This is a genomic window from Flavobacterium sandaracinum (assembly GCF_004349135.1).
GTDB lineage: Bacteria > Bacteroidota > Bacteroidia > Flavobacteriales > Flavobacteriaceae > Flavobacterium > Flavobacterium sandaracinum.
On record NZ_SMFN01000022.1, the window covers coordinates 47,619 to 60,650 of the forward strand.

The following is a 13,032-nucleotide window of genomic DNA, read 5'->3' on the forward strand; positions in this document are numbered from 1 at the left end:
ATATTTTTAGGAAAAATTTGATTATACTATAGAAAATTGATGCAAGTAAGAAGTTAATTTACTAGCCGAAGAGTACTACCTATATTTCAATTGGTGCTGTAGAAAAAGTCCTGAATTCAAAAGTTTTTAATAAAAATTAGTTTTAATAGTTAGTTACCAAAAGAAAAACTCGGAGTATGCCAACTCCGAGTTTTTTGATTTAGAAACTTTTATATATGTTCTAAATGAGCTTTTAGAGCTTTAATTTCCTCTGAATTGGCTATTTCACCGGAATCAATAATGGCAGAAGAATGATAGAAAATAGCTTTTGTTTTATCTTTTAACAATCCAATATTCGTTGAACGCAAACCGCCGCCCGGCATAATTACAATTCGATCATTTGCTTTTTCAATCAAGTCCGACAATACAGCAATGCCGTCAACTACATTTGTTACTGTTCCAGACGTCAAAATAGTTTTGAAACCACATTCAATTAGAGATTCAAGCGCTTCCAATTTATTTTTTATTCCATCAAAAGCTCGATGAAAAGTACAAGGCAATGGATTTGCCAAAGCTATTAATGCAGCATTCTGGAGTTCATTGATATTAGAATCCTCTTTCAAAATTCCAAAAACAAATCCATCTACTCGGAGATTTTTGAATGCTACAATTTCCGATTTCATTTGCTCAAACTCTACATCAGAGTAAACAAAATTTCCGCCTCGAGGCCGAATCATTACATTCAAATCGACGGTGACTTTATCACGAACAGTTTTCGTAAGTTCAAAATCCGGCGTTGTTCCGCCTTCATTTATATTGGCACACAATTCAATTCTATCGACACCATTTTCTTGTGCAAGAATAGCTGATTCTAAATTGAAACAAGCAATTTCCAGTTGAGCTTTCTTCATTTATTTTAAAAAATATTCTGCATCAATTAATCGGTTTCCCGTTGCATCATGAACCGCATAATTAAATCCACCTTGAATACAATAGGATCCGAATTCCCCTTTTTTATTCAATGCGATGAAACCAACTTGGATATCTTTTAGATTTTTATTTCTTTTTCGAGTCAAATTCACGATTCGGGCTACTGCTTCCTCACAAGCTTTTTGTGGCGATTTGCCTTGGCGCATCAATTCGACAACCAAATGACAACCTGAAATCCGAATCACTTCTTCCCCATGACCGGTGGCTGTGGCGGCGCCAATTTCGTTATCAACATACAAACCGGCGCCAATTATAGGCGAATCGCCCAAACGCCCGTGCATTTTGAAAGCCATACCGCTTGTCGTACACGCACCGGAAAGATTTCCATCAGCATCCAAAGCAATCATTCCAATAGTATCGTGATTCTCGATATTAGCAATAGGCTTGTATTGACTGGTTTTCAACCATTCTTTCCATTCTTTTTCAGATTCTTCCAGTAACAAATTTTCTTTTACAAAACCTTGAGATAAGGCAAACTGTAAAGCGCCATCACCAACCAACATGACATGTGGCGTTTTTTCCATCACAGCACGAGCCACAGTAATTGGATGTTTTATAAATTCTAAACAGGCTACAGATCCAATATTTGCGTTTTCATCCATAATACACGCATCAAGTGTAACGCGCCCATCTCGATCCGGTCTTCCGCCATAGCCTACACTACGTTCGTTTGGGTCTCCTTCAGGAACTTTTACTCCGGCTTCAACGGCATCTAAGGCTCTTCCGTTATTTTTTAAAATTTCCCAAGCAGCGGCATTCGCTTGTAATCCAAAATTCCATGTAGAAAGCACAATAGGTTTAATTCCTTTTTTAGAGGTGAAATTATTTTGTTCTTCCGGTTTCCCTTTGAATGCGTTTAGCGCCACGGCTGCAGAGGCAATTGCTGCTGTTCTTATAAAATTTCTACGGTTTGTCATTTTGGTTGGATTACAATTCGAATGCTAAATATAATGTTTCATCTGTAAATAAAAAAGCCTGCGCAATAATTTGCGCAGGCTTAGACTTTTATCGAGTAACAACTGGAATCGGCATCCGATTCCTTAAACTACTTTTACCATTTAATAATAGCACTTCCCCAAGTAAAACCACTTCCAAAAGCTGCCAAAACAACCGTATCTCCTGATTTTATTTTGCCTTGTTCCCAAGCTTCAGTTAAAGCAATTGGAATAGAAGCTGCGGTAGTATTTCCGTATTTTTGAATATTATTATACACCTGATCGTCTGTTAAATTGAATTTCTTTTGGATAAATTGAGAAATTCTCAAATTTGCCTGATGCGGAATTAACATATCAATATCGGAAACCTGTAAATTATTCGCTTGCAATCCTTCATTAATCACTTCACTGAAACGAACCACTGCATTTTTAAATACAAATTGCCCGTTCATGTATGGGAAATAACTTTCATCATCCGGATCATTATCCGCCAAAATATCCGTAATCCAACGGCCTCCCATTCCTGGAGCTTTCACAATTAATTCCTCTGCATGTTGTCCTTCAGAATGCAAATGTGTAGATAGAATTCCTTTGGTCAAATCTTCTTCTCTACTCAAAACAGCGGCTCCTGCTCCATCTCCAAAAATCACAGAAACACCACGTCCACGTGAGGTCATATCCAATCCGGTGGAATGAACCTCAGATCCAATCACTAATATATTTTTGTACATTCCAGTCTTAATGTACTGATCTGCAACAGATAAAGCATAAATAAAACCAGAACATTGATTTCTTACATCTAATGCGCCTACGGTTCTTAGTCCCAAATCACGTTGTACTAAAACTCCTGGGCCAGGGAAATAAAAATCTGGACTTAACGTGGCAAAAACCACAAAATCAATATCTTCCTTTGCAACACCAGAACGCTCAATTGCTATTTTGGCCGCTTTCACGCCCATAGAAGTCGTGGTGTCTTCGCCTTTTATAATGTGTCTTCGCTCTTGAATTCCTGTTCGCTCCTGAATCCATTCGTCATTGGTATCAATAATTTTTGATAAATCGTCATTAGTGACCACGTTTTCGGGTACATAATAACCCAATCCTGCTATTTTTGAATGATACATAGTATTATTATTTTATTAAAATCAGACTGCAAATTTAAAACTTCCTTAAAATAAGAGGACCAAATTACCACTTTTTTAGCAATTTACAAGTTTTATACATTCATCCACATTTTATAGCTTCCATTAGACTAAATAGATGGGAAATAAAATTAGTACTCATCACGCAAGAGTCAATGCAAAAGTTAAAAAGTGATATTTGTTTTCAAATGTAACAACATTGGGTTATTTTAGACTCATATTACGTACTACGAACTCTAATTTAAAATCATTCAAATTATGAAATTAAAAATTCCATTATTTTTCTTTCTTGGGCTAAGCTTAACCACCTATGCACAAGAAAACCTAAATTACCAGAAACCCTCCCAATCCATTTTAGAATTAGCGGATTACGAAAGAGCCCCTTCGGTATCGATGGATACCAAAAAAGAATACATGCTTTTGACCTATCGAAATACTTATAAATCATTAGACGATTTAAATCAGGAAGAATTGCGTTTGGGTGGATTGCGAATTAATCCAATTACTAATATTTCCAGTTCTGTGACTTACGTAAACAACCTGAAATTACGTAAAATAAAAGACAAGAATGAAGTACAGGTAATAGGATTACCAACAAATCCTCGCATCAGTAATATCGCTTGGTCACCAAATGATACAAAAATATCATTTTCGCATACGACAGCTACTGGAGTAGAACTTTGGTTTATTGATGTTGCTTCGGCGAAAGCCACCAGATTAACAGAAGCCACTGTGAATGCGAATATTGGAAGTCCGTTCAGCTGGATGAATGACAACGAAACTATTTTGGTAAAAATGTTACCGAAAAACAGAGCGGCACTTTTGGATGCTAAAAAAGATTTGCCAACTGGTCCGATAATTTCGAATGCTGACGGAGTAAAATCGCAAAACAGAACCTATCCGGACATGTTGAAAAACAAGAATGATGAAATCAATTTTGAGAACATCATGACTTCTGAATTGTACAAAGTAAACCTGAACGGAACAGCAACTTTATTCAAAAATGCAGCGATGTATGCAGGAGAAAGTTTTTCACCAGATGGAAATTATTTGATGCTGACTACCATCCAGAAACCATTTTCCTATATCGTTCCATTAAGTCGTTTTCCATCAAAATCAGTAATCTACGACAAAGCTGGAAACGAAGTCAAAGTAGTAAATGAAGTGTCGCTAACCGAAATTATTCCTAAAGGTTTCATGGCCGTTCGAAAAGGAAAAAGAAACATGAGCTGGAGAGCGGACAAACCGGCAACATTAGTGTATGCTGAAGCTTTAGACGGTGGAGATCCTGCCAATAAAGTAGATTTCAGAGATGAAGTTTTTCTGTGGAACGCACCATTTAATGCCGCAGCAACTTCATTAGTAAAAACTCCACAGCGCTACGACCGAATGATTTGGGGTAATGATAACGTTGCCATAGTTTCAGACGAATGGTATGATACGCGTAATACCAAAACCTATATTATCAATCCATCGAATCCAAGTCAGGCTCCAAAAGTGATTTTCGACAGAAATTCTCAAGATGTGTATTCTGATCCGGGAAATTTTGAAACTAGAAAAAACCAATACAACAGATATGTTTTGGCCATCGAAAATGACAATGCGTATCTTATTGGGGACGGATTTACTAAAAACGGGCAATTTCCATTTATTAGTGAATTTAATTTGAAAACAGCACAAGCAAAACGTTTGTACACTTCAAATTACACCGATAAAAAAGAAGATATTTTGGAAATCGAAGACTTCAAAAAAGGAACGGTTTTAGTCCAAATTCAATCTAAAAATGAATATCCAAATTATTACTTGAGAAACATTTTTCAAAAAAACAAACTGACTCCAATTACAACCTTCAAAAATCCTTTTGAAAGTATTAAAAATGTGAGCAAGGAAGTGATTAAATACAAACGTAAAGATGGCGTTGAATTATCAGGAACGTTATATCTACCTGTGGGTTATGACAAAGTCAAAAAAGAAAAAATGCCTTTGTTGATTTGGGCGTATCCAGCAGAATACAAGGATAAAAATTCAGCAGGACAAAGTACACAAAACCAAAATGAGTTCACGTTTCCAAGTTATGGTTCGTTCGTATATTGGGTAACCAAAGGCTATGTAGTTCTTGATGACGCTGCTTTCCCAATTATTGGCGAAGGAACAACGGAACCAAATGATAATTTCATAACACAATTAGTTGACAATGCAGAAGCTGCAATTAATGCCGTAGATGCTTTGGGATACATTAACAGAAAAAAAGTAGCCGTTGGTGGTCACTCGTATGGTGCTTTTATGACAGCAAATTTATTGACACATTCCAATCTTTTTGCTTGCGGAATTGCTAGAAGTGGCGCTTATAATAGAACGTTGACTCCGTTTGGTTTCCAAAGTGAGCAACGCAATTACTGGGAAACTCCTGAAGTGTACAATACAATGTCGCCATTTATGAATGCGGATAAAATGAAAACGCCAATGCTTTTAGTACATGGTGAAGCCGATAACAATCCGGGGACCTTCACGTTGCAAACGGAACGTTATTTTCAGGCTTTGAAAGGTTTAGGAGCACCAGCAAGAATGGTAATCCTTCCAAAAGAAGCACACGGATATGTAACCAAAGAGAATATTTTGCATTTGCTTTGGGAACAAGATCAATTCTTAGAAAAATATTTGAAGAATTAACGCTTAAAAGTGTTCAGTGATCAGTTACTAAATGATCAGAAATTAAAATATGAAAAATGAACATAAAACAAAACCCCAAAATCTATAAAATTTTGGGGTTTTGCTTTTTTACTAAAAAAAACTCGTATCAAAGTTAAAAACAACTTCAGGTTTACGTCCCAATTTGAACTAAAAACCACTGAATACTATTTACTGATCACTAATCACTTGTCCTCAAGATAACATCAAAAACACTTCCTGATTGCGTTCTAATTCCGAATCATGGTCGAAGAAAATCGCTCTTCTTTCAAAAGCGGCTTTGACTAAATAATGACTTCCTTTGAAATAACATTGCTTTACAACGGCGCTCATAATGGCATTATCTACTACTTTCAATTGATGCGGATACAATAAAAGCGCAACATCCTCATCGTCTTCAATATCTATTAACTGTGATAATTTCAATTCGTTTACTTCCCCAAAAAGAGACGCAATATATTTATTAGCCGGGTTTTCATACAAGGATTTAGAATCTCCTTTTGCCACTATTTCCCCGTTTTGAATCACAATGGTTTCATCAGAGAAAGACAATGCATCGGTACTATCATGCGTGGCAATAATGCAAGTAACGCCTTTGTCTTTTAAGTATTTAAATAAATTGCGACGCAAGGAATTCTTTCTAAAAGAATCAATTTGACTAAATGGCTCATCGAGCAAAATAATTTCGGGTTCTAATGCCAAAACTCTTGCCAAAGCCACTCGTTGTTGCTGTCCGCCACTTAGGAATTTCGCTTTTACTTTTGCAAAAGCGGTCATTTCGACCATATCCAATAATTCTTGAACACGGGCTTTTTTCTCCTCTGGATACATATTCGACAAGAACTTGCCCACATTTTCTTCGACAGTTATGTACGGCATCAAATCGAAATCCTGCGCTAAATATTTAATGTAATCTTCTCCAGGAACCAGATTGTATTTGGGACCCAAAATGGGTTTTTCATTATAGGTTATTGCACCGCTGTCTAAATTATACAACCCATAAATCAGTTTTAGCAACGTGCTTTTACCGCAGCCGCTTTCACCAATAATGGCGGTATTTTCGCCTTTGGCAATGGTGAAACTAATATTTTCAATGACTGGCTTGTCGCTGTAAGTAAACGATATGTCTTTTATCTCTAGCATCCTCTTTATTTAAAGTTGCAAATTTACGATGTTTAATTCAAATTTAGGCACAAAAAAGGGCTGCTTCTTGACGAAACAGCCCTTGTTTTTAAAGTGTTTTTGGCTTAGTTTTTCACTTCCGCTTCTGCATCTTTAATCATTTTTTCATTTGCAGTAATAGCAAATTCAACACGACGGTTTTGACTTCTACCATCCACTGTTTCATTTGAAGCAATTGGATCAGCAATTCCTAAACCAGTAACTTGAAATCTACTAGAAGACACCCCTTTGCTTGCTAAATAATTTTTAACCGCTGCTGCTCTTTCTCCTGAAAGTTTTAGGTTATAATCTGCTGGACCAGTACTGTCTGTGTAACCATAAATTGTAATATCAGTATCTGGATATTCTGCGAAAACGGGAACTAATTTATCTAAATTTGCTTTTGCACCAGCAGTCAAAGAAGATTTGTTTGTATCAAAACGCACTGCATTTTCATTCAAAACTAATTTAATTCCTTCACCAATACGCACTACTTCAGCTCCTGGAAGAACAGCATCAATTTCTCTTGCTTGTTTGTCCATTTTGTTACCAATAACACCACCGGCAACGCCACCAATAACACCACCTAAAACAGCTCCCATTGCACCATTACCGCCTTTTCCAACGTTGTTCCCAAGAACTCCACCAAGAACAGCTCCTGCAACAGCACCAATTCCGGCACCTCTTTGTGTTTTGTTCGTGTTTTTTATAGCCTCACAACTCGTAAACATTGAACCCATAACCATTATTGTTGCTATTGCAACTATCGAAATCTTTTTCATATCTATTTTCTTTTAATTAATTAACTTTTTGAAACTGATACACTACATCAGTCATTTTTCCTGCTACATCGATTTTATCAATCAATTGAAAAGAGGATTCTGTTTGATTGGCTACGTATAAAATATACCCTTCTTTTACTTTTCTAGCTTTTTCTCCAGCATTAAGAACTTTAAGGACAAACTGCCCATCATTATTGACAAACCATGTAATTGGCGAGCTGAATGCCATACAATTCGCTTTTGTCAAAGCCATAGTTCCTTTATTATTATTTGAAACAAATTTCCAATTACTTCCTACGAAACATTCTGAATCCGCAATTTGAAAAGTATTCACTTTTACATATTGTGAACCTGGATAAGTTACAGAACTAATTACCCAGTTTCCTTTCATTGCTACCTGAGATTTTCTATCGGTGTTTGTACTTGTAGCTGATGTTGACTTACATGCAAACATCAAAACGGCCAATGTGCATAATAAAATAACTTTTTTCATTTTCTTAAATTTAATGAATTAATACTTACACAAATATACGAAGCAATGAAATACGTTTGTTTCAGAATTATAATATTTTATATCATAATTAACGCTTACGACAATTTGTCACTTGTAATATAATTGGTATTACATTTGAAAGAATTGTAACCATCAAAATAAACTAAAAAATTCATAATATGACAACAGGTAAAATTAATGTTTCGGTAGAGAACATCTTTCCCTTAATCAAGAAATTCTTATACAGCGATCACGAAATTTTCTTGCGTGAGTTGATTTCGAACGGAACAGATGCAACACTTAAATTAAAGCATTTAACCAGCATTGGCGAAGCCAAAGTAGAGTACGGAAACCCAATTATCGAAATTAAAATTGATAAGGAAGGAAAGAAATTGCACATCATTGACCAAGGTCTTGGAATGACGGCTGACGAAGTAGAAAAATACATCAACCAAGTGGCCTTTTCTGGTGCGGAAGAATTTCTAGACAAATACAAAGATTCGGCTAAAGATTCTGGAATTATTGGTCATTTTGGTCTTGGATTTTATTCGGCTTTTATGGTTGCCGAAAAAGTGGAAATCATCACTAAATCGTTCAAAGACGAACCTGCAGCACACTGGACTTGTGATGGAAGCCCAGAATTCACCTTAGAACCAGCTGACAAAACTACACGTGGAACTGAAATCATCTTGCATATTGCCGAAGATTCGCTGGAATTTTTAGAAGATTCTAAAATCAACGGATTATTAAACAAGTACAATAAGTTTATGCCGATTCCAATTAAATTTGGAACCAAAACAGAGAAAATAGAACAAAAAAAGGGTGAAGAAGTGGCTGCCGAAGATGTAGACAAAACGTTTACAGAAGTTGAAGTAGACAACATCATCAACAACCCAAATCCGGCTTGGACGAAACAACCTGCGGATTTAACTCCAGAGGATTACAAGACATTCTACCATGAATTGTACCCAATGCAGTTTGAAGAACCGTTATTCCACATTCATTTAAATGTTGATTACCCGTTCAACTTAACTGGTATTTTGTATTTCCCAAAATTAGGATCTGATTTACAAATTCAGAAAGACAAAATCCAATTGTACCAAAATCAAGTGTACGTAACGGATAATGTAGAAGGAATTGTACCTGAATTCTTGATGATGCTAAAAGGTGTGGTGGATTCTCCAGACATTCCATTGAACGTTTCGCGTTCTGGATTGCAAGCGGATGCTGCAGTGAAGAAAATCTCGAATTACATCACCCGTAAAGTTGCTGACAAATTAAAATCGTTATTCACAGAGAACCGTGAAGATTTTGAGCAAAAATGGAACGATATCAAAATCGTTTTAGAATACGGAATGTTATCTGAAGATAAATTCTACGAAAAAGCAGGCGCTTTTGTTTTATACCCAACAGTTGATGGAAAATTCCACACACTGGAAGAATTAAAAGAAAAATTGGCTGCGAATCAAACCGACAAAGACGGAAAATTAGTGGTGCTTTACGCAGGAAACAAAGAAGCGCAACACTCCTATATCGAAATTGCAAAAGACAAAGGATACGAGGTTTTATTGCTGGACTCTCCTATTATCTCGCACTTGATTCAAAAAATTGAAGGCGACAACAGCAACATGACTTTTGTACGTGTCGATTCTGATCATATTGATAATTTAATCAAGAAAGAGGAAACGACAATTTCTAAATTATCCGAAGAAGAGCAAACCAACTTAAAAACCGTTCTGGAAGCGATCGTTCCTAAACAAACGTACAGTGTACAACTGGAAGCTTTAGACAGCAATGCGTCTCCATTTATCATCACGCAACCAGAATTCATGCGTAGAATGAAAGAAATGAGTCAGTCCGGTGGCGGCGGAATGTTTGGAATGGGCAACATGCCGGAAATGTACAATTTAGTGGTGAATACGAACTCTGAATTGGCAACCAGCATCTTAAACAACAAAGACAAAGACGCTCAGGAAAGTTTAGTAAAACAAGCCCTTGACTTGGCTAAATTATCGCAAAACCTATTAAAAGGAGAAGCGTTAACGGCTTTCGTAAAAAGAAGTTTTGAGCTGATTAAATAAGCAGAGAACCCATTTTATAAAGTAAAATGAGGTGAATCGCTTATTCCGAACTTGCTTCGGAATATCCAAAATACTAAAAGCTGTCCCAATTGGGGCGGCTTTTTTTTTTGGAGCAGAATGACTGGTTTTCATCAGGCGTTTTGTCCCGCTATGCGCTACAATCTTTGCCTTTGGCTCCCGCCACCGCAAAGGATTTTCGCTGCTATCGGGGCTAGTAATGACGTAATACTTTTACAAATTCGTTTTTTTAAAATGGAATTTGTAAGAATATTTTAATATATTTGAGAAATGAATAAAGCGAAATAAACCTTCGCTGATCTAATCAGAATTGGGTGTATATGCGAAGGTTTGTTTCGCATATATACTAGTTGGCTGTCATTTTATGAAAAACCGTAAATAAAAGAAAATATATGAAAATAATCTCACTTTTTAATAATAAAGGAGGAGTTGGAAAGTCAACTTTAGGTTATCATTTAGGCTTTGCATTAAGTGAATTAGGAAAGAAAACTTTAATGATAGATTTAGATCCACAATGTAATTTAACAATATGTGGAATAGAAACTGAATACTTACATAATATTTGGCAAGAAGAAGATCCATTTATTGACGACTTTGAAAAAGCATTTAAGGAAAATCAATCCATTTTGGAAACTCCAAGAAGTATACATTTTCTTCTAAAACCAACAGAAGACGGTTTGAGTGATTTTGATATTTTACCGCCTACAGTTAACTTAAATGCAAATCTTGATTTGATTCCAGGTAGATTATCGATTCATAAATATGAAAACAAGTTAGCTGAAAGATGGAATGGTGCTTATCAAGGTGATAATTTAGCAATTAGGACAATAACAAAAATAAGAGAGTTGTGCAATTTATACGCTGCAAAAAATAATTATGATTTTATTATTATTGATACATCTCCAAGTTTAGGTATTTTAAATAAAACTATTATTTCTACTGTTGATGGTTTTTTTATTCCTGCACAACCAGATATGTTTAGTTTATACGGTATAAGAAATATTGGGAATTCACTTGAATTATGGAAAAAAGAATTTGACACAATATACAATCTAATCTCATCCGACAAAAGAAGTAAATTTCCTCAAAACTTTGTACAATTTTTAGGTTTCACAATTTATAAAGCAGCTAAATACTCTGGAGGAAATAATGAATATGATTTAGCGCAAGCTCATTATTCTTACGTTGAAAAAATACCAAAAATTATTGAGCAATTTATTAAAGAATCAAATCGATTACATTTAACACCTGAACAACTTAATACTCCAATTGGTGGAAGTTCAGTCATACATTCTCATAATACATTTCCATCTGTTGCACAAAGCTTAAATTGTCCAATTTGGCAAGTTCCTGAAGTTTACACAAGATTAAGAAAAGAACATCCTGAAGTACTACTTGAAAAAGAAATTGAACCAATTAATCAAGGAAGTTATGGAAGGTATAGAGAAACTCTTGATAAATATATTTCATTTACAAAAGCATTATTAGAACGTGTAGAAAGGTTAAATTAATTAATATGGAAAATCAAAATATTAATGAAGCTGTTCAACTTTACAAAGATAAATTGTTTGAATTTGAACAATTTTTGCCAAGTGTTTTGGCTTTTTTTGAAAAACATAGAACTCTAAATAGAAAACCTTTTCCGATAATCCATTCAATTAAATCAAGATTTAAAGAGCCAAGTCATCTTGAACAAAAATTATATCGAAAATTAGAAAAAGGTAAAGAAATAAATAAAAATAATTTATTTGAAGAAATAACTGATTTCATAGGTGTTAGAGTTTTACACTTGTATCAAGAACAATTTATAGAAATAAATAATGCAATTCAAGAAAAAATTCAAAACGGTGATTGGTTATTTGTTGAAAATCCCAAAGCAATGACTTGGGATCCAGAATCTATACAATTTTACAATCAATTAAACATTGAAACCGAATTGAGAGATACTTTTTATACGAGTATTCATTATTTAGTTAAACCAAATAACCCAAATGCAGTTGTTTGTTGTGAAATACAAGTAAGAACTTTATTTGAGGAAATATGGGGTGAAATTGACCACACAATTAATTATCCATTTCAAACTGAAAGTATTGCTTGTAAAGAACAATTAAGAGTTTTGTCAAAGCTTGTATCTACAGGAACTAGACTAGCTGATTCAATATTTAGGAGCCATTCTGAATTTAACGAAAAAAAATAAAAACGAACAGCCAATCGAGTAGACGGCTCCGCCAGAAACTGACGGAGTGCGCCTCTCACACCACCGTACGTGCGGGTCTCGTATACGGCGGTTCGCAAAGTGATGGGTTGAGTTCCATGTAAATCTCCAACATTGATTGATAACCTTTCTTCTTAAGTCGTAGTAGGGTAATTGTAGTGGTTAGAATTGGACTTTGAACGATTCGCCAGCCTCCTTTTCTGGTTCTGCTCCAAGCATAAGCGTGGTCTTTGTAAACCCGATCGCGCTGATATACCACAATCGTTAGCGCATTCTATGGTAAAAAACAAGAAAATATTTAAAATTTAACAGGCAAATTTATGTGTATTTATATAGGGAGTTTGTCTGTTAATTACAGAAAAAACACGACCAATAATTTTACATTTTACATTGTTTAAAACCAGCATTGCGTTCTTACCTTCACCTTTTTTTCTTTCATAATATTCTTTGAGTTGCGGATCATGTTTTACGGCAACTAAAGCACACATTTGTAATATTGATTTCATCTTTTTATCTGCCATATGATTCACTTTGGTTCGTCCTTTAAT

General features: G+C 35.2%; 11 protein-coding genes and 1 pseudogene. 4 read left to right on the plus strand and 8 right to left on the minus strand.

Features of this window, described 5'->3' with window-relative positions; genetic code table 11:
• Window positions 1–209: 209 nt before the first annotated feature.
• The 3 genes from E0F91_RS15015 to E0F91_RS15025 form a co-directional block, all read right to left on the minus strand.
• Window positions 210–890, minus strand: coding sequence for a copper homeostasis protein CutC (locus tag E0F91_RS15015; protein WP_132067264.1), 681 nt, complete (start codon window positions 888–890; stop codon window positions 210–212).
• Window positions 891–1,886, minus strand: a complete 996-nt coding sequence (locus E0F91_RS15020) for an isoaspartyl peptidase/L-asparaginase family protein (RefSeq protein WP_132067265.1) — start codon at window positions 1,884–1,886, stop codon at window positions 891–893.
• Window positions 1,887–2,020: 134 nt separating this feature from the next.
• Window positions 2,021–3,028 (minus strand): 3-oxoacyl-ACP synthase III family protein, encoded by a 1,008-nt coding sequence (locus E0F91_RS15025; RefSeq protein WP_132067266.1) that lies wholly within the window; start codon window positions 3,026–3,028, stop codon window positions 2,021–2,023.
• A gap of 276 nt (window positions 3,029–3,304) precedes the next feature.
• On the opposite strand from E0F91_RS15025, the gene E0F91_RS15030 reads away from it, so the two are divergent.
• Window positions 3,305–5,716 (plus strand): alpha/beta hydrolase family protein, encoded by a 2,412-nt coding sequence (locus E0F91_RS15030; RefSeq protein WP_132067267.1) that lies wholly within the window; start codon window positions 3,305–3,307, stop codon window positions 5,714–5,716.
• A gap of 213 nt (window positions 5,717–5,929) precedes the next feature.
• Here the strand turns inward: E0F91_RS15030 and E0F91_RS15035 are convergent, their stop codons facing one another.
• The 3 genes from E0F91_RS15035 to E0F91_RS15045 all read right to left on the minus strand — a co-directional run bounded on the left by E0F91_RS15035 (window position 5,930) and on the right by E0F91_RS15045 (window position 8,170).
• A complete protein-coding gene (locus E0F91_RS15035; RefSeq protein ID WP_132067268.1) occupies window positions 5,930–6,877 on the minus strand; it encodes an ABC transporter ATP-binding protein in 948 nt (315 codons plus the stop codon).
• 104 nt (window positions 6,878–6,981) lie between these two features.
• Window positions 6,982–7,677 carry a YiaD family glycine zipper/OmpA-like lipoprotein gene (locus E0F91_RS15040; protein WP_132067269.1) on the minus strand — a complete coding sequence of 232 codons (696 nt, stop codon included), beginning with the start codon at window positions 7,675–7,677 and terminating at the stop codon, window positions 6,982–6,984.
• Window positions 7,678–7,693: 16 nt separating this feature from the next.
• Complete coding sequence (locus tag E0F91_RS15045; RefSeq protein ID WP_073350631.1) at window positions 7,694–8,170, minus strand: lipocalin family protein; 477 nt, start codon at window positions 8,168–8,170, stop codon at window positions 7,694–7,696.
• 179 nt (window positions 8,171–8,349) lie between these two features.
• On the opposite strand from E0F91_RS15045, the gene htpG reads away from it, so the two are divergent.
• From htpG to E0F91_RS15060, 3 genes are all read left to right on the plus strand, one after another.
• Window positions 8,350–10,251: a molecular chaperone HtpG gene (htpG, locus tag E0F91_RS15050; RefSeq protein ID WP_132067270.1), complete on the plus strand. Its 1,902-nt coding sequence runs from the start codon at window positions 8,350–8,352 to the stop codon at window positions 10,249–10,251.
• 410 nt (window positions 10,252–10,661) lie between these two features.
• A complete protein-coding gene (locus E0F91_RS15055; RefSeq protein WP_132067271.1) occupies window positions 10,662–11,780 on the plus strand; it encodes a ParA family protein in 1,119 nt (372 codons plus the stop codon).
• A 5-nt stretch (window positions 11,781–11,785) separates the two neighbouring features.
• Window positions 11,786–12,466: a RelA/SpoT domain-containing protein gene (locus E0F91_RS15060; protein ID WP_132067272.1), complete on the plus strand. Its 681-nt coding sequence runs from the start codon at window positions 11,786–11,788 to the stop codon at window positions 12,464–12,466.
• Window positions 12,467–12,521: 55 nt separating this feature from the next.
• Here the strand turns inward: E0F91_RS15060 and E0F91_RS15065 are convergent, their stop codons facing one another.
• Together E0F91_RS15065 and E0F91_RS15070 are read right to left on the minus strand one after the other, a co-directional pair.
• Entirely contained in the window at window positions 12,522–12,743 is a 222-nt protein-coding gene (locus E0F91_RS15065) for a hypothetical protein (protein ID WP_424955344.1), read from the minus strand.
• Between the two features lie 46 nt (window positions 12,744–12,789).
• A pseudogene (locus E0F91_RS15070) lies at window positions 12,790–13,032 on the minus strand (IS110 family transposase); the annotation flags it as partial.